The 26,649-nt window shown below is 71.1% G+C and carries 25 protein-coding genes; 4 read left to right on the top strand and 21 right to left on the bottom strand.

Annotation, left to right across the window (positions count from 1 at the left end; genetic code table 11):
* Window position 1: 1 nt before the first annotated feature.
* A complete protein-coding gene (gene alaS / locus ACFQW8_RS18020; protein ID WP_380089748.1) occupies window positions 2-2,695 on the bottom strand; it encodes an alanine--tRNA ligase in 2,694 nt (897 codons plus the stop codon).
* A 140-nt stretch (window positions 2,696-2,835) separates the two neighbouring features.
* On the opposite strand from alaS, the gene ACFQW8_RS18025 reads away from it, so the two are divergent.
* Window positions 2,836-3,183: a PadR family transcriptional regulator gene (locus ACFQW8_RS18025; protein WP_380089750.1), complete on the top strand. Its 348-nt coding sequence runs from the start codon at window positions 2,836-2,838 to the stop codon at window positions 3,181-3,183.
* Complete coding sequence (locus ACFQW8_RS18030; RefSeq protein WP_380089751.1) at window positions 3,180-3,551, top strand: hypothetical protein; 372 nt, start codon at window positions 3,180-3,182, stop codon at window positions 3,549-3,551. The genes ACFQW8_RS18025 and ACFQW8_RS18030 overlap by 4 nt, the downstream gene beginning before the upstream one ends.
* 22 nt (window positions 3,552-3,573) lie before the next feature.
* On the opposite strand, the gene ACFQW8_RS18035 is transcribed toward ACFQW8_RS18030, so the two are convergent.
* Window positions 3,574-4,944, bottom strand: a complete 1,371-nt coding sequence (locus ACFQW8_RS18035) for a replication-associated recombination protein A (RefSeq protein WP_380089753.1) — start codon at window positions 4,942-4,944, stop codon at window positions 3,574-3,576.
* Between the two features lie 120 nt (window positions 4,945-5,064).
* Between ACFQW8_RS18035 and ACFQW8_RS18040 the strand changes: the two genes are divergently transcribed.
* Window positions 5,065-5,886: an alpha/beta fold hydrolase gene (locus ACFQW8_RS18040; protein ID WP_380089755.1), complete on the top strand. Its 822-nt coding sequence runs from the start codon at window positions 5,065-5,067 to the stop codon at window positions 5,884-5,886.
* Window positions 5,887-6,146: 260 nt separating this feature from the next.
* On the opposite strand, the gene ACFQW8_RS18045 is transcribed toward ACFQW8_RS18040, so the two are convergent.
* From ACFQW8_RS18045 to ACFQW8_RS18060, 4 genes are all read right to left on the bottom strand, one after another.
* Window positions 6,147-7,199, bottom strand: a complete 1,053-nt coding sequence (locus ACFQW8_RS18045; RefSeq protein ID WP_380089757.1) for a GTP pyrophosphokinase — start codon at window positions 7,197-7,199, stop codon at window positions 6,147-6,149.
* Window positions 7,196-7,846: an HAD family hydrolase gene (locus tag ACFQW8_RS18050; protein WP_380089758.1), complete on the bottom strand. Its 651-nt coding sequence runs from the start codon at window positions 7,844-7,846 to the stop codon at window positions 7,196-7,198. The genes ACFQW8_RS18045 and ACFQW8_RS18050 overlap by 4 nt, the downstream gene beginning before the upstream one ends.
* Window positions 7,846-9,675, bottom strand: a complete 1,830-nt coding sequence (gene aspS, locus ACFQW8_RS18055) for an aspartate--tRNA ligase (RefSeq protein WP_380089760.1) — start codon at window positions 9,673-9,675, stop codon at window positions 7,846-7,848. The genes ACFQW8_RS18050 and aspS overlap by 1 nt, the downstream gene beginning before the upstream one ends.
* A gap of 84 nt (window positions 9,676-9,759) precedes the next feature.
* Window positions 9,760-10,608 (bottom strand): alpha/beta fold hydrolase, encoded by an 849-nt coding sequence (locus tag ACFQW8_RS18060; protein WP_380089761.1) that lies wholly within the window; start codon window positions 10,606-10,608, stop codon window positions 9,760-9,762.
* A 63-nt stretch (window positions 10,609-10,671) separates the two neighbouring features.
* On the opposite strand from ACFQW8_RS18060, the gene ACFQW8_RS18065 reads away from it, so the two are divergent.
* Complete coding sequence (locus tag ACFQW8_RS18065) at window positions 10,672-11,268, top strand: TetR/AcrR family transcriptional regulator (protein WP_380089764.1); 597 nt, start codon at window positions 10,672-10,674, stop codon at window positions 11,266-11,268.
* Between the two features lie 16 nt (window positions 11,269-11,284).
* Here ACFQW8_RS18065 and ACFQW8_RS18070 read toward each other — a convergent pair whose 3' ends face one another.
* The 15 genes from ACFQW8_RS18070 to ACFQW8_RS18140 form a co-directional block, all read right to left on the bottom strand.
* Window positions 11,285-11,665 carry a YchJ family protein gene (locus ACFQW8_RS18070; RefSeq protein WP_380089766.1) on the bottom strand — a complete coding sequence of 127 codons (381 nt, stop codon included), beginning with the start codon at window positions 11,663-11,665 and terminating at the stop codon, window positions 11,285-11,287.
* Window positions 11,666-11,703: 38 nt separating this feature from the next.
* On the bottom strand, window positions 11,704-12,348 hold the full coding sequence (locus ACFQW8_RS18075; protein WP_380089768.1) for an NUDIX domain-containing protein: 645 nt from the start codon (window positions 12,346-12,348) through the stop codon (window positions 11,704-11,706).
* On the bottom strand, window positions 12,345-14,054 hold the full coding sequence (locus tag ACFQW8_RS18080) for a CTP synthase (RefSeq protein ID WP_380089769.1): 1,710 nt from the start codon (window positions 14,052-14,054) through the stop codon (window positions 12,345-12,347). The genes ACFQW8_RS18075 and ACFQW8_RS18080 overlap by 4 nt, the downstream gene beginning before the upstream one ends.
* Before the next feature lie 85 nt (window positions 14,055-14,139).
* Window positions 14,140-15,243 carry a glycosyltransferase family 4 protein gene (locus ACFQW8_RS18085; RefSeq protein ID WP_380089770.1) on the bottom strand — a complete coding sequence of 368 codons (1,104 nt, stop codon included), beginning with the start codon at window positions 15,241-15,243 and terminating at the stop codon, window positions 14,140-14,142.
* 46 nt (window positions 15,244-15,289) lie between these two features.
* Window positions 15,290-16,939, bottom strand: a complete 1,650-nt coding sequence (murJ, locus tag ACFQW8_RS18090; RefSeq protein WP_380089772.1) for a murein biosynthesis integral membrane protein MurJ — start codon at window positions 16,937-16,939, stop codon at window positions 15,290-15,292.
* Complete coding sequence (locus tag ACFQW8_RS18095) at window positions 16,936-17,748, bottom strand: hypothetical protein (RefSeq protein ID WP_380089775.1); 813 nt, start codon at window positions 17,746-17,748, stop codon at window positions 16,936-16,938. The genes murJ and ACFQW8_RS18095 overlap by 4 nt, the downstream gene beginning before the upstream one ends.
* The gene (locus ACFQW8_RS18100) at window positions 17,745-18,698 is read right to left on the bottom strand and encodes a copper transporter (protein ID WP_380089776.1); all 954 of its coding nucleotides are present in this window, start codon (window positions 18,696-18,698) and stop codon (window positions 17,745-17,747) included. Before ACFQW8_RS18100 ends, ACFQW8_RS18095 begins: the two co-directional genes overlap by 4 nt.
* Entirely contained in the window at window positions 18,695-19,876 is a 1,182-nt protein-coding gene (steA, locus tag ACFQW8_RS18105; RefSeq protein ID WP_380089778.1) for a putative cytokinetic ring protein SteA, read from the bottom strand. The genes ACFQW8_RS18100 and steA overlap by 4 nt, the downstream gene beginning before the upstream one ends.
* Window positions 19,877-19,927: 51 nt before the next feature.
* Complete coding sequence (recN, locus tag ACFQW8_RS18110) at window positions 19,928-21,631, bottom strand: DNA repair protein RecN (protein ID WP_380089780.1); 1,704 nt, start codon at window positions 21,629-21,631, stop codon at window positions 19,928-19,930.
* Window positions 21,632-21,640: 9 nt separating this feature from the next.
* Window positions 21,641-22,597: an NAD kinase gene (locus ACFQW8_RS18115; RefSeq protein WP_380089781.1), complete on the bottom strand. Its 957-nt coding sequence runs from the start codon at window positions 22,595-22,597 to the stop codon at window positions 21,641-21,643.
* Window positions 22,594-23,397 carry a TlyA family RNA methyltransferase gene (locus tag ACFQW8_RS18120; protein WP_380089831.1) on the bottom strand — a complete coding sequence of 268 codons (804 nt, stop codon included), beginning with the start codon at window positions 23,395-23,397 and terminating at the stop codon, window positions 22,594-22,596. Before ACFQW8_RS18120 ends, ACFQW8_RS18115 begins: the two co-directional genes overlap by 4 nt.
* A 1-nt stretch (window position 23,398) precedes the next feature.
* Entirely contained in the window at window positions 23,399-23,671 is a 273-nt protein-coding gene (locus tag ACFQW8_RS18125) for a hypothetical protein (RefSeq protein ID WP_380089783.1), read from the bottom strand.
* Entirely contained in the window at window positions 23,668-24,531 is an 864-nt protein-coding gene (locus tag ACFQW8_RS18130) for a hypothetical protein (RefSeq protein WP_380089785.1), read from the bottom strand. The genes ACFQW8_RS18125 and ACFQW8_RS18130 overlap by 4 nt, the downstream gene beginning before the upstream one ends.
* 67 nt (window positions 24,532-24,598) lie before the next feature.
* The gene (locus ACFQW8_RS18135; RefSeq protein WP_380089787.1) at window positions 24,599-25,507 is read right to left on the bottom strand and encodes an HAD-IIA family hydrolase; all 909 of its coding nucleotides are present in this window, start codon (window positions 25,505-25,507) and stop codon (window positions 24,599-24,601) included.
* Window positions 25,504-26,472 (bottom strand): hypothetical protein, encoded by a 969-nt coding sequence (locus ACFQW8_RS18140; RefSeq protein ID WP_380089789.1) that lies wholly within the window; start codon window positions 26,470-26,472, stop codon window positions 25,504-25,506. The genes ACFQW8_RS18135 and ACFQW8_RS18140 overlap by 4 nt, the downstream gene beginning before the upstream one ends.
* Window positions 26,473-26,649: the final 177 nt, after the last annotated feature.

The raw sequence follows: 26,649 nt of genomic DNA on the forward strand, positions 1-26,649 counted from the left end.
CTCAACCGACGAGCTCCCCGACGCGCCACTCGACGGCGTTGATGGCCTCACCGGACTTCGAGAGGTCCTGGCCACCACCCTGGGCGATGTCGTCCTTGCCACCGCCACCGCCACCGAGGGTCTGGGCTGCGATGCGGACGAGCTCACCGGCCTTGATGCCCCGGTCACGCGCGGCCTGGTTGGTCGCGATGACGACGACGGGTCGGCCCTTGGCCCCGCCGGTGACGGCCACGACCGACGGGGACGCGTCACCGAGCTTCTGCCGGGCGTCGAGCACCATGGCCCGCACGTCGTCGGCGCCTGCCTCGCCACCGGCGTCGTGCCCGACGAAGCGCACCCCTCCGACGTCCTTGGCGTGGTCGCTGAGCGAGCCGGCCGCGGCGAGCACGGCCTGCTTGCGGGTGCGCTCGAGCTCACGCTCCGCGTCCTTGAGCCGGGCGAGCATCGCGCCGATGCGCTCGGTCAGCTCGCCGGGCTGGACTCCCACGATGCCGGTGAGCTCGGCGACGATCGCCCGCTCGCGGGCGAGGTGGCGCAGGGCATCCATGCCGACGAACGCCTCGACTCGACGGACCCCGGAACCGATCGACGACTCCCCCGTCAGGGTGAGAGCACCCACCTGCGAGGAGTGGCCGACGTGGGTGCCACCGCAGAGCTCGCGCGACCAGGCGCCACCGATCTCGACGACGCGCACGTCCTCGCCGTAGGTCTCACCGAAGAGCGCGAGTGCACCGGCCTCACGGGCCTGCGCCAGCGGCATCCAGGCCGCCGACACCGGTAGGTCCTTGCGGACGGCGAGGTTGGCGACCTCCTCGATCTCGCTGCGGGTCTCCGGCGAGAGCGCCTGACCCCACGCGAAGTCGAGGCGGAGGTAGCCCGGCTTGTTGTAGGAGCCGGACTGGAGCGCGGACGGGCCGAGCACCTGGCGGAGCGCGGCGTGGATGACGTGCGTGCCGGAGTGCGCCTGGCACGCCGAGATGCGCCACTCGGCGTCGACCTCGGCGAGGACGGGCGCGCCGGCGCGCAGCGGTCCGTGCACGACCTCGACGGTGTGGGCGATGAGTCCCTTGACCGGACGCTGGACGTCCATGACCTTGAGGTGCACCCCGTCGGCCGTGATGATGCCCTCGTCGGCGATCTGACCACCGGACTCGGCATAGAAGGGGGTCCGGTCGAGGATGACCTGGCCGCGCTGGCCGGGCTCGATCTCCTCGACGCGCTGCCCGTCGATCACGAGGCCGACGACCGTGGCCTCGCTCGTGAGCTCCTGCCACGCGCGGAAGTCGGTCTCGCCGGCGGAGCGCAGCTCCTTCCACACCTCGGTGTTGGCGTGACCGGACTTCTTGGCCTTGGCGTCGGCCTTGGCGCGGTTGCGCTGCTCCTGCATGAGACGGGTGAAGCCCTCGCGGTCGACGGAGAGGCCCTGCTCCTCCGCCATCTCGAGGGTGAGGTCGATCGGGAAGCCGTAGGTGTCGTGCAGCTGGAAGGCCTGGTCGCCGGCCAGCGTCGTGCCCCCGGACTCCTTGGTGCGCGACACGGCCGTGTCGAGGATCGTCGTGCCTGAGGCGAGCGTGCGACGGAAGGCCTCCTCCTCGGCATACGCGATCTTGCTGATCCGGTCGAAGCCGGTCTCGAGCTCCGGGTAGGACTTCTTCATCCGCTCCATCGAGACCGGGAGCAGTTGGGGCAGCGCGGGCTCCTCGAAGCCGAGGAGGCGCATCGAGCGGACAGCGCGTCGCAGCATCCGGCGCAGCACGTAGCCACGACCCTCGTTGCCGGGGGTGACGCCGTCACCGATGAGCATGAGCGAGGACCGGATGTGGTCCGCGACGACGCGAAGGCGCACGTCATCCGGGTGCGACCCCTCGGCGGAGTGGCCGGAGTGGGCGCCGTAGGACTTGCCGGTCATCTCGGCGGCCTTGGCGAGGACGGGGTAGACCTCGTCGATCTCGTAGAGGTTGTCGACGCCCTGGAGGACCGAGGCGATGCGCTCGAGGCCCATGCCCGTGTCGATGTTCTGCGCCGGAAGCGGTGCCTCGATGTCGAAGTCGTCCTTGGCGCGGACCTGCGAGAGCTCCTCCTGCATGAAGACGAGGTTCCAGATCTCCATGTAGCGGTCCTCGTCGACCGCCGGGCCACCCTCTGTGCCGTACTCCTCGCCGCGGTCGTAGAAGATCTCGCTGCACGGACCTCCGGGACCGGGCACGCCCATGTGCCAGTAGTTGTCGAGCTTGCCGCGCCGCACGATGCGCTCGAGCGGGATCGAGGTGTGCTCGGCCCAGAGACGCTCGGCCTCGTCGTCGTCCTCGTAGACCGTGGCCCACAGACGGTCGGGGTCCAGGCCGTAACCACCCTCCTCCTGCGAGGTCGTGAGGAGCTGCCACGCGAAGCGGATCGCGTCCTTCTTGAAGTAGTCGCCGAAGGAGAAATTGCCGTTCATCTGGAAGAACGTGCCGTGGCGCGAGGTCTTGCCGACCTCCTCGATGTCACCGGTGCGGACACATTTCTGGACGCTCGTGGCCCGCTCCCACGGCGGCGTCTCCTGGCCCGAGAAGTACGGCTTGAACGGCACCATGCCCGCGTTGACGAACAGCAGGTTGGGGTCGTCGTGGATGAGCGGCGCGGAGGGCACCACCGTGTGGCCGTTCTTCTCGAAGAAGGCGAGCCAGCGGCGCCGGATCTCAGCGGTTTCCATGTGGGCAGTCCTGGAGGTCGAAAGGCATCGGGTCGAGTGCGTCGGCCCGGGGTGGGGCACCGGTGAATCCTACGGGTCGCACCTCCGCCATCGCCGCCGCGTTCCTTGCCGCCGAGACCTCCCCTAGGTAGAGTTAGACCATGGGTGATGCAGCACCGCGGATGACCGGCCCCACCAAGGCCGTCCTCCGGGTGCTCGTCGACCGGCCGGACCAGGTCCACTACGGACTGGCGATCGGCGCTCACACCGCTCTCCCCAGTGGCACCGTTCACCCGATCCTCGCCCGCCTCGAGGGACGGGGCTGGGTGAGCAGCAGCTGGGAGGACATCGACCCGTCCGACCTCGGCCGACCGCGACGTCGCCACTACCGGCTCACCGCAGCCGGTGCCACGGCCGCTCGTGCGGCCCTCGCTCGCGCCGACGCGACGCATGCGCGCCTCGTCGCCCGGGCACCGAACCCAGCACGAACCCAAGGAGCGACGTCATGAGCCGACTCGCCGACTACCCCCTCGACCTCGCAGTCCGGATCCTGCCACTGCAGGTCCGACGACGTTATGTCGCCGAGTTCGACGCAGATCTCCAGGTCCTGCCGAACGGCAAGCGAGCCGGCTATGCCGTCTCGACCCTGCTCGGAGCACCTCGCTTGCGTTGGGAGGTCATCCACTCGGCGGCCGGCGCCGGCGCCGTGCCCTGCTTCCTCGGTCGCCACCACGACCGGAGGGTCCACACCGAGTCTCCGGACCCGACGGTGTTCGCCCTCGAGTGCTCCCGGTGCGGTCGCATCCGAGACCCGAAGCAGCGGGACACGCGAACCGACCAGGGCGGGATCGGGCGCACGATGTTCGGCGGCATCTGACCGCACCTCTCAACACGTCGCCTCAGCGTCCGCCGAGGCGCTCCCTGAGCCAGGTCCAGCGTTCCTGCAGTCGCGCCTCGAAGCCGCGGTCGGTCGGCTGGTAGTAGTCGGCCGTGCCGTGGAGGTCGTCCGGGAGGTACTGCTGGCGCGCCACCCCATCGGCTTCGTCGTGGGCGTAGACGTAGCCCTTCCCGTGCTCGAGACGGGACGCACCGGCATACCCGCTGCCGCGAAGGTGCGCAGGCACGGCGCCGCCACGTCCGCCACGGATGTCGGCGATGGCGGCGTTGATCCCGGCATACGCCGCGTTGCTCTTGGGAGCCAAGGTGTTGTGAACAACGGCCTGCGCCAAGATGATTCGCGCCTCGGGCATGCCGACCTGGGCAACGGCGTGCATCGCCGCGACAGCGGTCTGGAGAGCGGTCGGGTCACCCATGCCGACGTCCTCGCTCGCCGAGATGACGATGCGCCGAGCGATGAACCGCGGGTCCTCCCCCGCCTCGAGCTGACGGGCGAGGTAGTGCAGCGCCGCGTCGACGTCGGACCCACGCATGGACTTGATGAACGCCGACGCCACGTCGTAGTGCTGGTCGCCGGTCCTGTCGTAGCGCACCGACGCCTGCGCGACCGCCTGCTCGGCGTGGGCGAGGGTGATCTCGATCGGGATCGAGTCGTCACGCCCGGCAGGCGCATCGTCGAGGGCGACACCTGCCGCTGCCTCCAGGGACGTGAGCGCCCGCCGGGCGTCCCCGCCGGAGATCCGGACGAGGTGCTCGCGCGCCTCGTCGGACAACGCGTATGCCGCGTCGAGACCGCGCTCGTCCCTCACCGCTGCGTCGAGCACGTCGGTGACCTGCTCGTCGTCGAGCGAGGTGAGCGTGATGAGCATCGAGCGCGACAGCAAGGGGGCGATGACGGCGAACGACGGGTTCTCGGTGGTCGCCGCGACGAGGATGACCTGCCGCGTCTCGACCCCGGGGAGCAGGGCGTCCTGCTGAGCCTTGGTGAAGCGGTGGATCTCGTCGAGGAAGAGCACCGTCTGCCGGTCGTAGAGGTCGCGGTTCCGCGCGGCCGCCTCCATCACGGCCCGCACGTCCTTGACCCCGGCGGTGACGGCGGACAGCTCGACGAACTCACGGTTCGCCGCGGTCGCCACGAGGTGCGCCAGCGTCGTCTTGCCCGTGCCGGGCGGACCCCAGAGGATGGCGCTCAACGAACCTGCGGTGCCGCCAGAACCCTCGATGAGGCGTCGGAGTGGGCTGCCCGGACGCAGGACCGCCTGCTGACCGCGGACCTCGTCGATCGACGCCGGGCGCATGCGCACCGCGAGGGGAGGAAGGGTGGCGGCACCGGTCCCCTCGGCTGATGCGAAGAGGTCGTTGGAGGCCGGCACTCCCGCAGACTAACGTGCTGGTCAGACAGGTGACGCGGGTCACACCCACCCGCCGCCGAACCTGCGACGAATGACGTGCACAGGGTCACCAGACCCTCTGCCCTTCTCGAAAGGTGAATCATGACCGACGCTCCCTCGACGACACCGACCCTGCACCACGAGGACACGGGGGGTGACGGCCGACCCGTCGTCCTCATCCACGGTTGGCCCCTCTCCGGCGCTTCCTGGAAGGACACGGTCCCCGCGCTCGTCGCCGCCGGACTGCGCGTCATCACCTACGACCGGCGCGGGTTCGGCCAGTCGGCGCCGGCGACGGACGGACGCTACGACTACGACACCCTCACGTCCGATCTCGCCGGGCTCATCGAGGAGCTCGACCTGACCGACCTCTCGCTCGTCGGGTTCTCGATGGGCGGCGGAGAGGTGGCGCGCTACGTCGGCACCCACGGCGAGGACCGCCTCCACAGCATCGCCTTCGCCGGGGCCATCCCGCCGTGGTTGATCAAGAGTGACGACAACCCCGACGGTGGTCTCCCCCGCGCCGAGGCCGAGAAGATGCAGGCGGGGCTGCGGGCAGACCGTGAGGGCTTCCTCGACGAGTTCACCACGAACTTCTTCAGCGCCGGTGGTGAGCTCAAGGTCACCGAGGAGCAGCGCCGAGAGGCACTGGAGCTCGCCGCCCAGGCGGACCTGGACGCAGCGGAAGCCTGCATCGCCTCGTGGCTCGAGGACTTCACCGACGACCTCGCCAGGGTCACTGTGCCGACCCTGGTCATCCACGGCGACTCCGACGCCATCGTGCCGATCGAGGTCTCCGGGCAACGCACCCACGAGCAGGTCGCCGGCAGCGAGCTGGTCACCATCAAGGACGGACCCCACGGCATCAACACCAGCCACAAGGAGGCGTTCAACGCCGCGCTCGTGCGCTTCCTGACCACGTGAGTCCAGCACCTCCGACGACGAGCGTCTCCCCTCGAGGGGGGCGCTCGTCGTCGCGAGCGCAGGTCACGGTCGACTCGAGGTGGGCACGGGCTGGGGCAGGCATCACGGCATACCCGACTCGTGAGGGGATGACCCGGATGGCCGCCTGCTCGCTGAGCGGGTTCGAGGGCGGCTCGCATGCGCAAGCTCTGCACGATGACCGCGGGTACCGGGTCGACGGGAGCGCGCGCACCCGCTTCCTGGTTGGCCGGAGCTGACGCTCAGGACTGGGTGGCGCGCACCTTGTCGAGGCGTGCGGTGAGCGACTCGACGCGGTGCGAGTTGCCGTGCAGGCCGATGTAGCGCGGGCCGAAGACGGCCAGCAGCGCGTCATCGAGCCGGCGCACGGCGCCTGCCGGGTAGCGGTAGTCCATCCGCTCGTTGATGCCCTGGGCGTCGATGGATCCGAGCAGGCCCCCCAGCTCGTCGAGCGAGGTGATCCCGAGCTCGAGGAGCAGGCCGGAGATCCACGAGTAGTGGTCGGTGCGAGACCAGCCGGCGTCCTGGAACTGCGCCGTCAGGAAGGCTGCCAGATCGGTGCCACTGATCCGCGGGTCGTCGTCGGAGGCGTCCGGGTCGATCCCGACGCTGGCCTGCAGCCGGTCACGGATGGCGGTGAACTCACGGTCGGCCAGCTCCAAGAGCCCTGCGGCCAGGGTGAATCGGCGGTCGAGGTCCGACACGTCCTCTGCCGGGACGGACCCCTTGTATCGCACGTCGTGCTCGAACTCGGCCCAGGCGTGCTGCAGGATCGTGCGCACCTGGACCGAGGCGGAGCGTCCCCGCAGATGCCCGTATGCCGGGTCGCCGCCCTCGTCGTCAAGGGTCACCAGGAGGTGCCTGCTCGAGTAGCCGAAGCGGCCCTGCTTGGCGGTCTCCTGCCCGAGGTCCCGGTCGTCCAGGACGCTGAACTCGCCGGCGAGGAGGTCCGCGACGGCGGCAACGTCTCCCTGCAGGTAGGTGACGACGCGGACACCGATCTGGTCGGTGATCTCGGTGAGCGGGTCGGTGTAGACCGGCACGCCGCCCTCCGTCTGGGACGCCTTGCCCGCGAAGGACGCGACGCTCTTGGCGCGGCCGGTGACACTGACGTAGTTGATGCCCGCGTCGTCGAGCATCGCCGTGACCATGGCGACGAACTGGTCCGTAGCCTGACGCAGCTCGGGCTGTTGCTGGGCATAGCGGCGGATGGCCTGCTGGAACGCCCCCGGCGGCGTCTGCTCGGACGAGTGGAGCCGCTCCTCATCGCCCAGTGGCGCCCCGTGGTCGCTCATGACCACCCCAGCGCGGCACGCAACCCGGCGACACCCGAGGCCGGGTCGTGGTGGACGGCCCGGATGCCCAGCTCCCGGGCGGTGGCGACGTTGGCGGTCATGTCGTCGACGAAGCCCACTTGCCCAGCGTCCTGCTGAGGGATGCCCAGGGCCTCGAGCACTCGCTCGAAGTACGCGGCCTCGGGCTTCATGGCGCCGACATCGCACGAGTAGAACGACCGCTCGAAGACGTCGTCGTAGCCGAAGCGCTGACGCAGGTAGGCCTTGCGGTGGTCCTGCTGGTTGGTCGCAAGCACGCACGTCACACCGGTCGCCGCCACGTCTCGCACGAGGCGAAGGGCGCCGTCGTCGGGGTCGACCTGCTCCCACAGGCCGAGGAGGTCGTCCACGCTCGCGGTGACCTCCGGCCACTCGCGGAGCAGCGCGGAGAGGCAGCTCCGGAAGGGAGCCTCCCCACGCAGCGCAGGGATCTCAGCGGCGAAGAGTGCCTCGGCGAAGCCGGCGCCGCCCCAGGCCTGCAGCCTCGGCGCCCACTCGTGCCGAGGATGTTGGAGGACTCCGTCCGCGTCCCAGAGGAGGACGCGGACGGGTCGGGCAGGATCGAGCGGCCGGGCATCCGTCGCCAGGGTGTCGGCCGCGCTCGTCATCAGGCCTTCGCCGCCGCCGGGTCGGCCGAGCCGTCGACCTTGGCTCCGCCGCTGGTCTCCGGCTTGGCGTCGACGCCGGCTTCCTTGCGCTGCTCCGGGGTGATCGGCGCGGGCGCGGCGGTCAGGGGGTCGTAGCCGCCACCGGACTTAGGGAAGGCGATGACGTCGCGGATCGACTCGGTGCCGGCGAGCAGGGACACGATGCGGTCCCAGCCGAAGGCGATGCCGCCGTGCGGGGGCGCGCCGAACGCGAAGGCGTCGAGGAGGAAGCCGAACTTCTCCTGGGCCTCCTCGTCGGACAGGCCCATGACCTTGAAGACGCGCTCCTGGATGTCGCGGCGGTGGATACGGATCGACCCGCCACCGATCTCGTTGCCGTTGCAGACCATGTCGTAGGCGTAGGCGAGCGCGGGGCCGGGGTCGGTGTCGAACGAGTCCATGAACTCGGCCTTGGGCGAGGTGAAGGCGTGGTGGACGGCCGTCCAGGCTCCGCCACCGACGGCGACGTCACCGGCGGCGACGGCCTCGGACGCCGGCTCGAACAGCGGTGCGTCGAGGACCCACAGGAAGGACCAGGAACTCTCGTCGATGAGCTCGCAGCGCTTGCCGATCTCGAGGCGCGCGGCGCCGAGCAGGGCGCGTGAGGACTTCGTCGGCCCCGCGGCGAAGAAGACGCAGTCGCCGGGCTGGGCACCGACGTGGGCGGCGAGCCCCGCCTTCTCGTCGTCGGAGAGGTTCTTGGCGACCGGTCCCCCGAGCTCGCCGTCCTCACCGACAAGGACGTAGGCCAGACCCTTGGCGCCGCGGCTCCTGGCCCAGTCCTGCCAGGCGTCGAGCTGCTTGCGCGGCTGCGAGGCGCCACCGGGCATGACGACCGCCCCGACGTACTCGGCCTGGAACACCCGGAAGGGCGTCTCCGTGAAGTAGTCGGTGCACTCCACGAGCTCGTTGCCGAAACGGAGGTCGGGCTTGTCCGAGCCGAAGCGGCGCATGGCCTCGGCATACGTCAGCTGCTCGAAGGGCGCGTCCAGCTCGACGTCGATGAGCTTCCAGACGGCCTTGACGATGGCCTCGCCGAGCTCGAGGACGTCGGCCTGCTCGACGAACGACATCTCGATGTCGAGCTGGGTGAACTCGGGCTGGCGGTCGGCGCGGAAGTCCTCGTCGCGGTAGCACCGGGCGATCTGGTAGTAGCGCTCCATGCCCGCGACCATGAGCAGCTGCTTGAACAGCTGGGGGCTCTGGGGCAGGGCGTACCAGGAACCCGGAGCCAGCCGTGCCGGCACGAGGAAGTCGCGTGCGCCCTCGGGCGTGGACCGCGTGAGGGTAGGAGTCTCGATCTCGACGAAGTCGCGCTCACCCAGGACGGAGCGGGCGGCGGCGTTGACCTTGGAGCGCAGCCGCAGGGCGGCACCGGCCGAGGACGCGCCCGGACGACGCAGGTCGAGGTAGCGGTGCTTGAGGCGGGCCTCCTCACCGACGGTGACGCGCTCGTCGATCTGGAAGGGCAACGGTGCGCTGGGCGCCAGCACCTCGATGGCGGAGGCCACGACCTCCACGGCGCCGGTCGGCAGCTCGGGGTTGACGTTGGCCTCGGTGCGCGCGACGACCTCGCCGGTCACCTTGATGCAGAACTCGGCCCGCAGGTCGTGCGCCGCACCGGTGAGGACCTCGTCACGTGCCACGACCTGGACGACACCACTGGCATCGCGCAGGTCGATGAAGGCGACACCCCCGTGATCGCGACGCTTGCCCACCCACCCGGTGAGCGTGACGGTCTGCTGGGTGTGGTCGGCACGCAGAGTGCCGGCCTCATGGGTGCGGAGCACGAGGGGTCCTGTCGGATCGGGGGTTGAAGGAACTCCGTCATCCTACGGAGTCGTGCCTGCGCCACACGAACCGCATTTGCGCGCTCACGCCGACCCGGCCGAGGGGTGCGCGTCCACCTCCGCCCAGAAGGACTGGAGCAGCAGGGCGAGCGCACGGGGCTGCTCGAGTGGGATCAGCGTCCGGGCGCCGACGACCGTCTCGACCCGAGCGTCCGGAGTGCGCCGGGCCGCTGCGGCGGCATCCTGGGGACTCCAGTCGCCCCGGTCGTCGGAGGCGACGAAGAGGCTGGGGACCCGGATGTCGCCGAGAATGTCGTTCACGTCGACCCGGTTGAGGATGAAGGAGGCGACGGCCAGCGACAGGCTCGTCCGACTGGGACGCCCCAGGCTCGCCAGCACCACGCCCCGCACCTGCGCGTCTGCCCTGGAGGCGTCGGTGAGCATCGCGTCCAGGATGGCTGCGCGGACGGGCCGCACCGGACCGAGCGCCCGGAGGAGGGGTCGCAGCACGCGGATCGAACGCCGGATCTCTGCGCTGACCGGTTCGGTCGGAGCGCTCACCGCGGCCAGGCTGCGGAGCACCCCGGGTCTGGTGGCCAGCTCGAAGCCGACGTGCCCGCCGAAGGCGTTGCCGACCCAGTCGACGGGCTCCGAGACCGACAGGCCCTCCAGGAGGTCGACCGCCGCGGCAGCCGCCTCCGGGATGTCGCTCTCTCGCGTCAGCGGCTGGCTCAGCCCCAGCCCCGGACCGTCCACGAGGACGTAGTGGCGGTCCCTCGGAAGCAGCGGCAGGAGCCGGTCCCAGGTGTGGCTGTCGACGAACATCGAGGGCCACAGCACGGTGGTGCGCCCGCGGCCGACCTGGCGGACGTGGAGAGCGCCGAGACGCGTCGGGATCGCGGCGGTGCGCTCGTCGAGGGAGGAGAGGGTCATGGCGGAGCCTTTCGGAAACGTGCCGGGGGAAGTGCCTATCATTTTGATGTTAAGTTAACTCACATGAATAGTCGTGTCTACACCCAGACCGCCCGGGCGGTCGCGGCGGAGCAGACCGCGACGCGCATCGTCGACTCGATGCTCGTGCGGTTCGGAGCCCTCCCCTACGACCAGATCCGGCTCGAGGACGTCGCGTCCGACGCCGGGGTCACCGTGCAGACGGTGCTTCGCCGGTTCGCCAGCAAGGCCGGGCTGATGCGGGCCATGGTCGAGCGTGAGCTGACCCGCATCTCCACCGCGCGCCACGCGAGCACCGCCACGGAGCCTGCGGACGTCATCGCGGAGCTCGTGACGCACTACGAGACCTATGGCTCGCTGATCCTCAAGGTCTATGACGAGGCGCGGCTGGTCGAGGGTCTCGCCCCGGCCGTGGCGGCTGGGCGAGCCCACCACCTGTCCTGGTGCAGGCAGACCTTCGTGGGCCACCTCGACAGCAACGCCGACGAGGTGACGCGGGAGCGCCGGCTGGCGCAGGTCACGGCAGCCTGCGATGCGACGACCTGGCGGATCCTGCGCCTCGACGCAGCCCTCGACCAGGACCAGACCCGCTTGGCGGTGGTCGAGATGGTCACACCGTTGCTCACCGCCCCGAGGCGCTGAGTACCGCCGGCCCCGCTCAGCCTCGCGCCGGCCGCGTGTCGACCCCGTCGCGATAGAACCAGCGGCCGGCCCTTCGCACGAAGGTGCTGCGCTCGCGGACGGCACCGTCCTGGCGCGAAGGGCCCTGCCCCGAGCGCCAGTGGGCGGCGAACTCGACGACACCCGTGTCGTCGTCACCCGAGACCTCGATGATCTCGAGGCCCACCCATTCGAGGGCTTGGTCGAGATCGACCTCTGCCGGGCGCGTCGCCGGGTGCCAGGTCCGGAAGAGGTGGTCGCTGTCACCCATGGCGTATGCCGTGTAGCGCGACCGCATGACCGTCACCGGAGTCGGCGGCCACGTCTCCCCCGACAGGAACGGACCGCAGCACGCCGACAGGTCGGCACCGTCTGGCATCCCTCCGCACGGGCAGGGCTGGACGCCGGGCGCGGTGATCACCCGCGGGCCGCGCCGCCCGGACCCTGAGGCCACGGGGTGTCGCGTGGCCTGAGCGTGTCCCAGCTCCCCTGCCTGGCAACCTGAGCCGCAAGCACGGCAGACACGAGGATGGCGTTCTGGACGCGCCCCTCGAGCACGGCAGCGACTGCATCGTCGAGCGGGACCCAGACGAGCGGCATACCGTGCTCCTCCGCCTCGCGCACATGACGGTCGGAGTCCGCGACGAACGACAGCTCACGCGCGAGGTAGACGCGGATCGCCTCGTCGAGCCCACCCGGCGACGGCCGGAGGTCGACGAGGACGTCGAGACGACCCGCGACGAGGTCGGCCTCCTCGTGCAGCTCTCGGGCGGCCGCCTCCCAGACCGGCTCGCCCTCGACGTCGAGGAGACCGGCCGGGATCTCCCAGTCGCGGGTGCGGATGGGGTGGCGGTACTGCTGGATGAGGCAGATCCGTCCGCTGTCGTCGAGCGCCAGGACGCCCACGGCACCCGGGTGGCGGACGTAGTCGCGCACGTGGGTGCCGGCATCGCCGAGGTCGACCTCGTCGCGGACGACGTCCCACACCCGGCCCGTCAGGAGGACCTCGGAGTGGCGCACCGGCCGGGGGTCGAACTCGTCGGCGAAGGAGTCAGCGGTCATGAGGCGTCTGCGTCGACGCTCACCTTGGGACGCTCGACCTCGACGAGTCGTGCGGCCCGCTGCTCCTCGATGGCGGCACCGATGAGGCCTGCGAAGAGCGGGTGCGCCCGGGTCGGGCGGGACTTGAACTCCGGGTGGGCCTGGGTCGCGACGTAGTAGGGGTGCTCGTCACGGTCGAGCTCGACGAACTCCACGAGGCCGAGCTCGGGGTGCGTTCCCGAGATGCGGAGCCCGGCCGCCTCGATCTCGCTGCGGTAGGACTCGTTGACCTCGTACCGGTGCCGGTGCCGCTCGTCGGCGCTCGTGGCGCCGTAGACCTCGGCGACGACGGAGCCCGCGACGAGGTCGGCGCGCTGCGAACCCAGACGCATCGTCCCGCCCAGGTCACCCGCCCCCTCGACGAACGCCTTCTGCTCCTCGATGGTCGCGATGACGGGGGCAGGTGTGTCGGGGTCGAACTCGGTCGAGCTCGCGCCGTCGATGCCGGCCTTGTTGCGGGCGTACTCGATGACCATGCACTGCAGTCCCAGGCAGATGCCGAGGGTCGGGACGCGGTGCTCACGCGCCCAGGTGAGCGCACCGAGCTTGCCCTCGATGCCGCGCACCCCGAAGCCACCCGGCACGAGGACGGCGTCGACGCCGCCCAGGGCCTTCTGCGCCCCGGACGCGGTCTGGCACTCGTCGCTCGCGACCCAGCGAATGTGGACCTTGGCGTCGTGGTGGAAGCCCCCGGCTCGCAGGGCCTCGGTGACGGAGAGGTAGGCGTCAGGCAGGTCGATGTACTTGCCGACGAGGGCGACCTCGACCCGGTGCTCGGGGTTGTGGACGCGTCCGAGGAGGCGGTCCCACTCGGTCCACTCGACGTCCCGGAACGTCAGGCCGAGGCGACGGATGACATAGGCATCGAGGCCCTCACGGTGCAGGACCTTGGGGATGTCATAGATGCTCGGGGCGTCGACACAGGCGGCGACACCGTCGGTGTCGACGTCGCACATGAGCGAGATCTTGCGCTTGATCGACTCCGGGATATCTCGATCGGCCCTGAGCACAAGGGCATCGGGCTGGATGCCGACCTGGCGCAGCGCCGCGACCGAGTGCTGCGTCGGCTTCGTCTTGAGCTCACCGCTCGGTGCGAGGTAGGGCACGAGCGAGACGTGGAGGAAGAAGACCTTGTCACGACCGAGGTCGTGGCGCACCTGGCGTGCGGCCTCGAGGAAGGGCAGCGACTCGATGTCGCCGACGGTGCCACCGATCTCGGTGATGATGACGTCCGGCGCCTCGGCGTCGTCGACGTCAGGAGCGCCGGCGGCCTGGGCGCGCATGCGTTCCTTGATCTCGTTGGTGATGTGCGGGATGACCTGGACGGTGTCGCCGAGGTACTCACCGCGCCGCTCCTTGGCGATGACCTTGCTGTAGACCTGACCGGTCGTGACGTTGGCCTTGCCGATGAGGTTGCGGTCGAGGAAGCGCTCGTAGTGCCCCACGTCGAGGTCGGTCTCGGCACCGTCGTCGGTGACGAAGACCTCGCCGTGCTGGAACGGGTTCATCGTCCCGGGGTCCACGTTGAGATAGGGGTCGAGCTTCTGCATCGTCACGCGCAGACCGCGTGCCCTGAGCAGGAATCCGAGGCTGGATGCCGTGAGGCCCTTGCCGAGCGAAGAGGCGACGCCTCCGGTCACGAAGATCTGTTTCGTCTGAGCCACCACGGGCTTCAACAATACGTCATCGCCGGGATCCGGCTCACCACGACGCGCTGGTCACGGACCCGGCTGGTATGCCGTGTGGTCAGCCCTACCCCGTACGCGCCACCCGCGCGTACCTCTCCTGCCACCGGAGGGCGGTCTGGGCGCCGTCGGCCCACTGGGCGGCCCGCTCGCGGCCGGTCTCGGCGGCGGAGGCTCGGAGCTGCTGGTCGGTCAGCAACCGCCTCACGGCCGACGCCAGCGCGAAGGCGTCGCCCACGGGCACAAGCTCCCCGACGCCCTCGACGAGGTCGCGGAGACCGCCGGTGTCGGTGGTGACGACCGGGACCCCGGCCGCCATGGCCTCCTGGACGACGAGCGCCCGAGCCTCCCAGGTGCTCGTCAGCACGAACACGTCGGCCGCCCGAAGCCATGGGGTGGGATCGCTCTGCGGGCCGACGAAGTGCACCGGGACGCCTTCGTCGCCCGCCCGCTCCCGCAGTCTCGACAGCAGGGCGGGGTCACCGTCACCGACCACGACCCAGGTCGCGGTGACGCCCACGACGGACGCCGCGTCGATGAGGGAGTCCAGCTGCTTCTGGGGAGCGATGCGGGCGATCGTGAGGATCATCGGCCCCTCTCCCGACACCCCGTTCTCCCGCAGCAGTGTCGCGGCCGAGCCAGAGCGCTCTCCCCGAGAGAGGGGGGCTGCTGCCAACAGGTCGGGCACCCGGGGCGACGGGACGGGGGCGAGCTCCGCCTGCTGGGCGCCGTGCCGCTGCGCCTCGACGACGAGGTCGCTGCTCGCGCCTGTCGTCAGGGCGGCCCGCCCAGCGACGATGCGTTGCAGGAGGCGCGAGGACAGCCGGCGTCGCCATCCACCGGCGAGCACGGCGTTGTGCTGGCTCACGATCACCGGCACCCCCGTCCCCGTCGTCGTCAACACGGCCAGCAGTCCCGCCTGGTGTCCGTGGGCATGGACCACCTCGGCCGAGCGGGCCAGCCTGCGCAGTCGCAGGAGGTTGCGGAGGGAACCGGCGGTAGGGCCGGACGGCCACCACTGTCGGGCGTCGTCCAGCCCGAAGCGTCCCGCCGTGAGGGCATCCGTCACGACGACGACGTCATCGCCGAGGCTGCGGAGGTGGCGCGTCAGGTCGACGGCATGGGTGCCGATCCCGCCCGTGCTGCGACCGATGAGCTGGACGATGCGCATCAGGACTCCCCTCCCGAGCGTTGACGCCGGGCCACGACGACGATGGTCATGCCCGGGTCTCCTTGCGGCGCCGCTGCCGACCACGCTCTCGAAGTGCGCTCATGCCCGAGCGGTCGGCTCGCGCCATGACCCCGAGGTGGACGCCCATGGTGACCACTGCGACGGCGAGGCCCGCCAGCACCGACCCCACGAGACCGCTCCAGTCGGCGAGGCGCTCGAGGGTGTCTCCGACGGCAATGGCCAGGGCGACGGCGACGACTGCGGCAGCGAGCGTGCGACCGCTACCTGCCAGCGCCGCCACCCCCCACGATCGGCGGACCAGGACGACCAGCGCGAGGGCCGAGATGGTCATGCCGCACGTCGACGCGATGCCGAGGGCAGTCAGCGTCGCGGCCGCATCAGACCCGTCCGGGATCGTCAGGACCGGGACGAGGCCGGCGACCGCCCAGCCTGCCCCGACGGCGACGGCCGCGTGGACGGGGCGTCCTCGGACATAGAGGGCTCGCGTGAGCAGGGCCGCGACGCTGAAGCCCACGAGGCCCGGTGCGTAGGAGGTCAGCGCACCCGGCAGGGCGGCGAGCGCCGACTGGCCGGGACCGATAGACCCGCGGTCCAGGGCGAGGAAGAACCGGCCGACCGGGCGCGAGACGGTGATGAGGACCGCCACGGCTCCGGAGGTGAGGAGCAGGATGCCGCGAAGGCTTCGCGCCAGGGTCGCGGGGGCTGAGTCGTCGCCCGTCGTGCCCCTCGCTGCCTCGGCACTGGCCAGGGACGGGAAGGCGGCCGTCGCGATGGGAACGGCCAGGACGGCATACGGAAGGAGGTAGACCGCCTGGACGTAGGCGTAGACGTTGACGGCGCCCGTGTCGACGGTCCGTGGTGAGTGGGTCAGCCACAGGGTCAGGAACACCGCGGCCTGCTGCGCTGCGAGGGCGATGACACCCGCACCCGCCAGCCCGGCTGCCCGAACGCCCAGGTCGCCCGGGAACGACAGGGTCGGACGGAAGCGGATGCCCGCACGCAGGGCCGGCACGAAGAGCGGGAGGCTCAGCACGACGACCCCCAGGGTCGTGCCGCCGGCGAGGATCCACACCGCGTCCGACGGCACCTGCTCCACAGCGACCGGCCTGCTGATCCGCTGACCGTAGGCGAAATAGGCAGCCATCACGACCAGGCTCGACAGCAGCGGCGCGAGAGCAGCCGCCAGGAAGCGGCGGTGCGCCTGGAGCATCCCGGCGAGGACGACCCCGATGCCGTAGAGCGCCACCTGCGGCGCAAAGATCCGGAGCATGGAGGCGCCGAGGTCCACGCTGCCCGGCACCTCGGAGTCGTCGAGAAGCAGGTCGCTGAGCCAGGGTGCCGCCACGAACACGACGGCGGCGAGCGGCAGGAGGATGAGCACTGCCCAGGTCAGCAGGGCCGAGCCCGCGCGGTCTGCGTCCTCACGGCGTCCCGATCCGAGCTGACCGGCGACCAACGGCACCGCGATCGCTGCGAGAGCACCACCCGCCGCCACCTCGTAGACGACGTTGGGCAGCGTGTTGACCGTCTGGTAGGTGTCGCCGACGGGACTCGTGCCCACGCTGGCCGAGAAGACGAGGGTTCGGACGAAACCGGCGAGGCGGGCCAGCAGGGTGGCGACGGCGACGACGACAGCGGCCCGGGCCACGGACTGGCCCACCGACCGGGTCGTCACGGGCGACCCCAGGAGTCCATGGCTCGCAGGACCGGGTTGCCCTCGATGACCCGGCTGAACGACACCTTCTCGGAGAGGACGGTGAGGCCCGCGGTGACGGCGAGCAGCACGATGCGTCCACGCAACCCGCTGCGCTCGATGAGTGCGAGGCCGACGAGGGCACCGGCGGCGTTCGCTCCGGTGTCGCCGAGCATGGACTCCCCGCGCAGGTCGCTGGGCAGGGTGCCCGCTGCAGCACCGAGCGCGGCTGCTGCGGTGGCAGCGCCGTTCGCATGGGGAGGCATGAGCAACGGCAGCGCCGCCAGGGTCGTGACCTTGAGAGTGCGTCCGGGACGCAGGTCGAAGAGGTTGGCGAGGTTGGCCGAACCCGCGATCGCAGCACCACCGACCAGAGTGGTGAGCAGCCCTCGACCGACCCGGCGGTCGGTCACTGCGGCCGCGGCGAGACCGGTCGCGGCGAGACCCGCGATCTTGATCGCACCGGTCGTCACCTCACCGCGAGCCAGGGCCCCCAGGTGGCCCTTGAGACCCTTGCTCGACGAGTCCCCGGCCAGGTCGTCCAGGGCACCGAACGCGCCGGCCCCGAGACTTGCCACGAGGCCGGGGGCCGACGGTGATCCCGCTGCAAGCGTGCCCACTGCGGCTGCCACGGCATACACCGGCCCTTCGAGCAGGCTCACCGTGCGCCCCGCGTGGTTGGTGCGGTCCCACGGCTCGCGCAGGTGCGCGGGCACCTGATGACGCGCCAGCATCGCGGCGCCCGCCGCGGCCGCAGCCACGACGGCCCCGACGAGCGGGCGTCGGCTCATGGTGCCGGGATCGGGGGGTAGCCGGCCGAGACACCGTCGCCGAGGCCGTACTGACCCACGCCGCCGGCGATCTGTTGCACCAGGGCATAGACGACGCTGATCTGTCCCAAGGGCAGGCTGACGTCGTCGACCGTGGACAGAGCCCGGGACGTCTCGGCGTCGCTGCGAGCAGCGCGCACGACGGACGCAGCGCCGGCCGAGCCGCTGACTCCCACGTCCTCCGCAAGGACGGCCCCTGCACCGGAGCGGTCGAGGGCCGCACCGAGGGTGACCAGGCTGGTCGCGCTGCGGTCACGTTCGGCCACGACGTCGCCCTTGATCGGTGCCCCGATGAGGACCGCGGAGCTGGCGCGCACGAGGTCGGCGGTCTCGACGTCGATGAGCTTGGCCGCCGCGAGAGCATCGAGGGCGCCCTTGCCTGCGTCGCTGTTGGTGCCCGAGTTCGGGGCGAGCAGGGCGCTGGCGAACACATCATCGAGAGGGTTGGTGCTCGACTCCCCCGCCTGGGGCAGACCGAGCGCCCGCCGCTGCTCGGAGGCGATCGTGGCCTGCTGCGCGCGGGCCTCGTCGTCCTCGGGCACCCAGGCGTCCTCCACGGTGGTGCGCGAGACGACCGAGGCGCCTGCCGCCGTGAGCGTCTCGGCGACGTCCGTCACGTGGTCGGCGTCGGCGCCGGGCAGGAGCACGAGGGCGACCGTCGCGCCCGTGAGGGTGCCGCCGACGAGCCGGGTCCGGGCGGCGTCGTTGAAGTCGTCGCGCGTGCTCCCGGCCTTGCGTGCGACATCGAGCTCGCTGCGCAGTGCAGCGCGGTCCTCGCGGAGCTGGGTGACCTCCTGCGTGAGGGTGTCGCCGATGGACCCCTTGAGCGGACCCGCTCCGAGCACGATCCCGACCGCGAGGGCCATGAAGATCGAGACGATCGAGACGAGGTGGTAGCGGAAGTCGATCACGTGAAGACTCCTCCGAGTGCGGACCAGAGGTCGTCGAGGCGGGCGCCGACGACCTGGAGCAGCACCTTCCCCCCGGGCGTGGCCCAGAGTGCGGCAGCGAGCGAGGTCAGGCCGACGAGGACGAGGAAGACGAGCCAGCTCCCGGAGATGCGTGAGCGGTAGAGACGGCTCACCCCCTTCGCGTCGACGAGCTTGCCGCCGACGCGCAGCCGGGTCAGGAACGTGCTGGCCATGCCCGACCGCCCCTTGTCGAGGAACTCGATGAGCGTGGCGTGGGTGCCGACGGCGACGATGAGCGTCGCGCCCTTGTCGTCGGCCAGGAGCATCGCGATGTCCTCGCTCGTGCCGGTGGCCGGGAAGACGACGGGCTCGACACCGAGGTCGCGCACCCGCTCGAGCCCGGGCGCGCGTCCGTCCCGATACGCGTGGACGACGACCTCGGCCCCACACCTCAGCGTCGCGTCCGAGACGGAGTCCATGTCGCCGACGATGAGGTCGGGCTTGTGCCGGGCCTCGACGATGGCGTCCGCCCCCCCGTCGACGCCGATGAGGATGGGTTTGTACTCGCGGATGTAGGACCGCAGCATGTTGAGGTCCTCTTTGTAGTGGTAGCCGCGGACGACGATGAGGACGTGGCGACCCTCGAGGTCGGTCGTGATGTCGGGGACACCCACACCGTCGAGGAGGAGGGCTCGCTCCTGCTTGAGGTACTCCATCGTGTTGGCGGCGAACGCCTCGAGCTGCTCGTTGAGCCCAGCCCTGGCCACCGCCATCGACTCGACGACAGTGGCGTCGTCCAGGGACTGGCCGGTCGCCACCACCCTCTCGCCGGCCATGAGGCTGTCGCCGTCCAGGTGGACGAGGGTGCCCTCCGCCACGGCCATGGCCTCGTCGCCGACGGCGTCGAGCAGCGGGATGCCTGCGGCGAGCAGGATCTCAGGACCCAGGTTGGGATAGCGACCCGAGATCGACGCCGCGGCGTTGACCACTGCAGCAGGCCGACAGGCGACGAGCGCCTCGGCGCTCACCCGGTCGATGTCGACGTGGTTGATGACGGCGATGTCGCCGGGCTTGAGCCGCTTGGTCAGGTCCTTGGTGCGGGGATCCACCCGGGCAGGCCCGCTCACACCGGCGGGTCCGGGGTCGCGTTCGCGTCGAAGTCGAGTCGTGAAGGGCATCCAGCACATCGTGCCACGCTGGCGCACGACGGCCGCGGAGGGCACGGCCGGTCAGGCGGGGGTGCTCTGCCCCAGGTCGGCGAGCAGGTCGCGGGCGTGGTCGAGAGCCGCTTCGCTGACGGTCCCGGCAAGCATCCGGGCCAGTTCGGTGACCCGGTCCTCCCCCTCGACCCGACGGACCCCGCTGCGGGTGACCTGCCCGTCGTCGGACTTGGACACCACGAGGTGGTGGTCGGCGTGGGCCGCGACCTGCGCGAGGTGGGTGACGACGATGACCTGCGCCTTCTGGGCGAGGGCGGCGAGCCGGGCTCCCACGTCGAGCGCGGCGCGGCCGCCGACACCGGCGTCGACCTCGTCGAAGACGAACGTGGGCACCGAGCCGGTGGCCTCTGCGGTGGCGACCTCGATCGCCAGCATCACCCGCGAGAGCTCACCTCCGGACGCCGTCCTGCTGACGCTTCGGGCGGCGCTGCCCACGTTGGCGGCGAGACCGATCTCGACGTCGTCGGCGCCGTGCGGGCCGAGCCGGCCCGAGGGCTCGACTCCGACGACGACCCGAGCCGAGCCCATCGCGAGGTGCGAGAGCTCCTCGCCGATGCGCGTCGCCAGTGCCTTGCCCGCCTTGCGACGGGCCGTGCTGAGCACCTTGCTGGCAGCAGCGCGACGCACGTCGAGCTCGTCGACCTCGCGTTCGAGCTCCTTGATGCGATCGTCATCGCCCTCGAGCTCGAGCACCCGACGCGAGGCGGTGGCGCTCCACGCCAGGACGTCGTCCACGGTGTCGCCATAGCTGCGGGTGAGCTCGCTGAGCAGGGCTCGACGCTCCTGCACCCACATGAGGCGCCCGGGATCGAGGTCGATGTCGGCGACGTAACCGGACAGGTCGGAGGCCAGGTCGTTCACCAGGTGGGTGACCTCTGTGAGCCGGCGTTCGAGGTCGGCCAGCGCCGGGTCGTTGGCGCTGACCTGGCTCAGCGCCGACCGAGCGCGGGACAGGGCGCCGATGACGCCGTCATCGGCTCGTCCGTCGGCGTCGTCGCCACCCGCGAGGAGATCCTGGGCCTGCGCCGAACCCTGGCGCAGCTCTTCGGCGTGGGCGAGACGTTCGTCCTCGATCCGCAGGGCCACGTCCTCGCCCGGCGTGGGCTCGGCCGCCTCGATGCGCTCCAACCCTCGCAGGAGCAGGTCCAGCTCCTGGGTGCGCTCGCGCGCGGCAGCGCGCAGGGACTCGAGCTCGGTCACGGCCGCCGCGTGCGCGGCATACCTGCTTTCGTATGCCGTCCGTGCAGCTCCCAGGGCCTCCCCGCCGAAGGCGTCGAGCAGCTCGCGGTGCTCCTCGGGTCGGCGCAGGCGCCACTGGTCGGCCTGCCCGTGGACCGCGACAAGGTGCTCGCCGAGGTCGGCCAGCACGCCGACCGGTGCGCTGCGTCCCCCCACGTGGGCGCGCGAACGCCCTTCGGTCTGGACCGTGCGGACGAGGACGAGCGTGTCGTCGACCTCTCCTCCGGCCTCGGTGGCCCGCAGCGTCGCCGGGTGGTCGGCGGGCACGTCGAACACTCCCTCGACGACGGCCCGGGCGGCGCCCTCGCGTACGAGGCCGGCATCGGACCTGGCGCCGAGGAGCAGCCCGAGGCTCGTCACGACCATCGTCTTGCCGGCGCCGGTCTCGCCGGTGAGCACGGTCAGCCCCGGCCCGAACTCGATGAGCGACTCATCGATGATGCCGAGGTCCTGGATCCTGATCTCCTGCAGCACGGCGCCCGGTCAGCCCGTCTCGCTGGAGGACCCGGTGCTGGTCTCGGCGCTGGTCTCGCTGGCCCGGCGTGCGGCCCCACGCCAGCCGTGCACCGACAGGTCGAACTTCTCGACGAGCCGGTCGGTGAACGGCGAGCCGGCAAAACGTGCGAGCCGGACGGGGTCGGGGCTGCGGTGCACCTGGATGCGGGCGCCCGGGGGCAGGTCGATGGCTCGGCGGCCGTCACACCAGACGACCCCGGCACCCTCGGTCCGTGGCACCACCTCGACCGCCAGCCGGCTCTCGGGCCCGACGACGATGGGCCGGGCAAAGAGGGCGTGCGCGCTGATCGGCACGAGGAGCATGGCCTCGACGTCCGGCCACACGACCGGTCCACCAGCAGAGAAGGCGTAGGCGGTGGATCCCGTGGGCGTCGCCATGACCACACCGTCGCATCCCCAGGTCGACAGGGGACGACCGTCGATCTCGACGGTGAGCTCGATCATCCGCTCGCGCGAAGCCTTCTCGACCGTGACCTCGTTGAGAGCCCAGCTCTGGAAGACGGTCCTGCCCTCGTGAACGGCGACCACCTCGAGGGTCATGCGCTCCTGGACGGCGTAGTCCCGCGAGACGATCCGCTCGACCGTGACGTCGAGGTCGTCCCGCTCCACCTCGGCGAGGAAACCGACGTGTCCGAAGTTCACCCCGAGCAGCGGGACCCCGGAGCCACGCGAGAGCTCGGCCGCACGCAGGATCGAACCGTCACCGCCGAGTATGCAGACCAGCTCGCAGCCCCGGGCCGGGTCGTCGGGATCGGCGCTGATGAGGTCCGGCGCGCCCTCGAGGGGGGTGCCGCGCATCTCCGCGCTGATGACCGCGACCGCCACGCCGGCTGCCGTGAGGCGCTTGACGACGCCCAGCGCGTGGTCATGAACCTCGGGCCGCGCAGGGTGCACGACGAGAAGGATGCGTCGTGACTCGGTCACGGCCTGACCTCCTTGCTCAGCTCACGGACTGCGGCGGCCACCGCAACGGGGTCCATCGTGCCCGAGACCCCTGACCGTGCCCACAAGAGGTACTCGGTGTTGCCCTCTCCCCCATGGATCGGGCTCCGGACCAGTCCGTGGAGGCCCAACCCGGCACGCTCGGCCGCGGCCACCACGTCGACAAGAGCCGTGCGCCGGTGCCGCGGGTCGGTGACGACGCCGTTCTTGCTGAGGCGCCCGCGGCCCACCTCGAACTGCGGCTTGATCAGGAGGACGACGTCCGCGCCGGACTTGGCCAGCCGGCTGATGGGTTCGAGCACGAGGGTCAGCGAGATGAACGACAGGTCGCCGACGACGACGTCGAAGGTCCCGAGGTCCTCCGGCCCCACATCGCGGATGGAGGTGCCGCTGCGCTCGGTGACCCGCGGGTGGTGGCGCAGCTCCGCGACGAGCTGGTCGCGGCCCACGTCGAGGGCCACGACGTGGCTCGCGCCGCGGGCCAGCAGCACCTGGGTGAAGCCGCCCGTCGAGGCGCCGACGTCGAGGCAGATGCGTGCCTCCGCGGTGAGGCCCAGGGGCGCCCACGTCGTGAAGGCGTGGTCGAGCTTGTGCGCGGCGCGACCGACCCACCTCGGACGGTCCTTCGACACCTCCAACGCGCTCGAGCCGTCGGCGGCGCTGGCCGGCTTGCGCGCGACGCGTCCGTCCAGGGTGACGAGCCCTGCGTCGACCAGCTCCCTCGCCTCCCCGCGGGATCGGGCGAGCCCACGTCGCACGAGCTCGGCGTCCAGCCGGGTGATGTCAGCCTCCGAGGTCGCTCAGCCGGCCCTGCAGCGTCCGCTGGACCTGCTCGCCGCGCTCGATCTGCGCGTCGAGGTCGTCGCCGGGGGTCTCGGCGAGATCTCGCAGGGCGGCGTCGATGACGAGGTCGCCCGTCTCCGGGGCAGCTGGCGCCGCAGGCTGGGGCTCGGGTCCGGGCCCCTCCGGCACTCCGAAGCCGTCAGAGGACGCCGGCTCCGACCCCAGAGCGTCCTCCTCGGTCTCCTCGGCCCCCCCGGCGAACCGCTCGCTCACGCGCCGCCCGCCGCGGGGGTGCTGCCGGGCGCCGTCGTGGTGGCCCTGGACGCGGACGTGGACTTCTTGGCCGTCGACGACTTCTTGGTGGGAGCTGACTTCTTGGCCGCCGAGGCGGACGTCTTCGTCGTGGCCTTCCTCCCCGTGGTCGTCCCGGCCGTCGACGCCTTCTTGGCGGGAGCGGACTTCGTGGCGGCGGTCTTCTTCGCCGTGCTCGTCTTCTTGGCGGGTGACGCCTTCTCGGCAGGGGCTGACTTCGTGGCGGTGGTCCGCTTCGCCGTGCTCGCCTTCTTGGCGGGTGACGCCTGTTTGGTGGGAGCGGACGTGCCGGCCGATGACGCCTTCCTCGCCGGAGCGGACTTCTCGGCGGGCGTGGCCTTCTTCAGGGCTGAGCGGGCGGGGCGGCGACTGGGCGTCGTGGCGGCACCCGCGACCGCGACGGTGTCATGCGCGACCGCACCCGCGGTGCCGACGACGTCGGCAGGGCTGAATGCAGCGCCGGGCACGGTCCTCGCCGACCGACCGGACAGGGTCGAGGCCAGGTCCTCGACCTGGGCACGCAGGGCGTGGACGGTGTCCGTCACCGTCGACAGCTCCTGCTGGAGGCCAGGCACGTCGAGCCGGCGCACGGCCCGGTCCACCTCGGAGCGGACGAGCGACACCAGGTTCCTGCGGTTCGTGTTGGCGGCGGCGATGAGGTCATCAGCCAGCTTGGTCGCCTGCTTGGTGACCTTCTTGGGTGACAGGTCGGCGTTGGTGAGCGAGACCAGCTCGGCGGCTGCGTCCTTGGCAGCACCCTTGGTCATCTCGCCCAGTCCGGACGCCAGCTCGACGTATCCCTGGATCGACCGCTTGGCCATGGTTCCTCCTGTGGTTCGTGGTGGTTCCCGCACACGCTACTCGGCGGGTCGTGCCCGCAGAGTCCCGTCAGTCGGCCAGCGCCGCAAGCTCGGGCGGCAGTGCTCCTGTCGCGTCATCGCTGGCGGGTCCCGCATCGAGCCGTTCCCACTCACGCCCGAGGATCTCGGCCGTGCGCTCGAGCTCGACGACGTCCGTGAAGAGGGAGCGCAGGTCAGGTGCGACCCACGTGGGGCGGGCGACGGCGGAAGCTGCGACCGCGTCTCGCACACCGTGCACGCCGGTGAGGACGAGGAGCGAGTCCATCCCCGCGTGGTGAGCGCCCTCGATGTCGGTCTCGAGCCGATCGCCGACCGCCAGAACGCGATCCGGTGACACCCCGAGCCGTTCGGCACACATGAGATACAGGGGCTCGTCCGGCTTGCCGGCGACAAGGTCCGGGCGGCGCCCGACGGCTGCACCCACGGCGAGGACCATGGCACCGTTGCCCGGCGCGAGCCCGTGGGCAGTGGGAAGCGTGTGGTCGGTGTTGGTGGCCAGCCACAACGCTCCGCGTTGCACGGCGTATGCCGCCTGCGCCAGGTCCGAGGCCCGCACGTCAGGGCCGTACCCCTGGACGACGGCGTCCGGCTCGTCCTCGACAGAGGTCACCGGCACGAACCCGGTCTCGCGCAGCGCGTGCGCCACTCCCTCGCCCCCGATCGCCAGCACCGCGGAACCGGGCTCGAGGTGACGGGTGAGCAGCCACGCAGCTGCCTGGCTGCTCGTGGCGACGTCCGTGTCGGAGACGTCCAGGCCCAGCCGCCGCAGGTGGGCCGCCACCTCATGCGGTGGGCGTGAGGCGTTGTTGGTCGCGAACTGGATCGGGATCCCCGCTGCGGACAGGGACTCCACGGCATACGGCACCGCAGGGTCACCGCGGTAGACGACTCCGTCGAGGTCACAGACGATCGCGTCGTAGCGGTCGACGAGCCTCACTCCGTGGCCTCGTCCTCCTCGTCGGCGCCTCCGAGCAGATCGGTCGCGCTCACCCCGTCCAGCTCCTCGAGACGCTCCACCGCATCGGTCTCGTACTCGACATCGGCGTCCGCGGCCTTCTCGAACCAGTTGCGGGCCTCCTCCACGCGCCCGAGCCCGAGCAACGTGTCGGCGTAGGCGTAGGCCAGCCGGGGCTGGTTCGACTTCTTCAGCTCCGGGATCTGCAGAGCGACCAGGGCAGCGTCGGTCTGGCCGAGGTCACGACGAATGCCGCTGATGACGATGGCCAGCTCGACCCGCTCCTCCTTCGGCAGGCGCTTGGCCTCGGCGGACTGCGCCAGATCCAGAGCGCGCTCGTGCCGCCCGAGCCCCCGCTCGCAGTCGACCATGAGCGGGATCAGGTGGTCCGAGCCACTGATCCGGCGCACGGTGCGGAACTCCCCGAGGGCACGGGCGAAGTCGCCGGAGCGGTAGGCCACCATGCCCAGGGCCTCACGAGCCGCGGGAACGCGGCCGGCCCGGCGCACCGCGGTCTCGGCGTGAGCCATCGCGTTCTCGATCTCGTCGGCCTCGAGCATCGCCGCCACCATGACGAGATGTTGGGCCACGCCCTCGGCGTTCTCCTTGCTCAGGGTGCGCAGCTGCTGATGCACCGAACGGTCGAGCTCCTTGCCGGTGACCCCGTCCGGGATGCGGGGTTCGGGGCGGCGCCCAGTCTTGGGTGCCAGGCGAGGGCCGCCCCGCTGTTCACGGTCCCGGTCCACGCCACCGCGAGCCGGCCGGCCACTGTCTCGGCCGGCGGATCCTCCGTCGCGGCGCTCGTCCCGGCCACGGTCCGGTCGGTCGCCCCCTCGCGGTCCGCGACCGCTGGCGTCGCGTCCTCGGGAGGCGTCACGATCGGACCCTCCACGGCGCGAGTCGTCGCGCCCGCCGTCACGGCGCGGTCCACGGTTCTCGTTGGTCATGCGTACCCTCCAGGGCAGATCTGGCGACAACAGCCGCGTCGAGCAGATGCAGTCTAGGGCCCGGTGCTGCACGGCACAGACCCCAAATGCGAAATGGCCCGCCATTGTTGGCGGGCCATTCCGGTGAATGTTTGTCCGGCTGCGTCCTACTCTCCCACACCGTCACCAGTGCAGTAC

The organism is Knoellia altitudinis (genome assembly GCF_042666355.1).
GTDB classification, from domain to species: domain Bacteria; phylum Actinomycetota; class Actinomycetes; order Actinomycetales; family Dermatophilaceae; genus Knoellia; species Knoellia altitudinis.

What these genes read in the sequence shown, in the direction of transcription:
- alaS (WP_380089748.1), bottom strand. Translation starts at nt 2,695, where the DNA reads ATGGAAACCGCTGAGATCCGGCGCCGCTGGCTCGCCTTCTTCGAGAAG.
- ACFQW8_RS18025 (WP_380089750.1), top strand. Translation starts at nt 2,836, where the DNA reads ATGGGTGATGCAGCACCGCGGATGACCGGCCCCACCAAGGCCGTCCTC.
- ACFQW8_RS18030 (WP_380089751.1), top strand. Translation starts at nt 3,180, where the DNA reads ATGAGCCGACTCGCCGACTACCCCCTCGACCTCGCAGTCCGGATCCTG.
- ACFQW8_RS18040 (WP_380089755.1), top strand. Translation starts at nt 5,065, where the DNA reads ATGACCGACGCTCCCTCGACGACACCGACCCTGCACCACGAGGACACG.
- ACFQW8_RS18045 (WP_380089757.1), bottom strand. Translation starts at nt 7,199, where the DNA reads ATGAGCGACCACGGGGCGCCACTGGGCGATGAGGAGCGGCTCCACTCG.
- ACFQW8_RS18050 (WP_380089758.1), bottom strand. Translation starts at nt 7,846, where the DNA reads ATGACGAGCGCGGCCGACACCCTGGCGACGGATGCCCGGCCGCTCGAT.
- ACFQW8_RS18060 (WP_380089761.1), bottom strand. Translation starts at nt 10,608, where the DNA reads ATGACCCTCTCCTCCCTCGACGAGCGCACCGCCGCGATCCCGACGCGT.
- ACFQW8_RS18065 (WP_380089764.1), top strand. Translation starts at nt 10,672, where the DNA reads ATGAATAGTCGTGTCTACACCCAGACCGCCCGGGCGGTCGCGGCGGAG.
- ACFQW8_RS18070 (WP_380089766.1), bottom strand. Translation starts at nt 11,665, where the DNA reads ATGCCAGACGGTGCCGACCTGTCGGCGTGCTGCGGTCCGTTCCTGTCG.
- ACFQW8_RS18075 (WP_380089768.1), bottom strand. Translation starts at nt 12,348, where the DNA reads ATGACCGCTGACTCCTTCGCCGACGAGTTCGACCCCCGGCCGGTGCGC.
- ACFQW8_RS18085 (WP_380089770.1), bottom strand. Translation starts at nt 15,243, where the DNA reads ATGCGCATCGTCCAGCTCATCGGTCGCAGCACGGGCGGGATCGGCACC.
- ACFQW8_RS18095 (WP_380089775.1), bottom strand. Translation starts at nt 17,748, where the DNA reads ATGAGCCGACGCCCGCTCGTCGGGGCCGTCGTGGCTGCGGCCGCGGCG.
- steA (WP_380089778.1), bottom strand. Translation starts at nt 19,876, where the DNA reads ATGCCCTTCACGACTCGACTTCGACGCGAACGCGACCCCGGACCCGCC.
- ACFQW8_RS18130 (WP_380089785.1), bottom strand. Translation starts at nt 24,531, where the DNA reads ATGGCCAAGCGGTCGATCCAGGGATACGTCGAGCTGGCGTCCGGACTG.
- ACFQW8_RS18140 (WP_380089789.1), bottom strand. Translation starts at nt 26,472, where the DNA reads ATGACCAACGAGAACCGTGGACCGCGCCGTGACGGCGGGCGCGACGAC.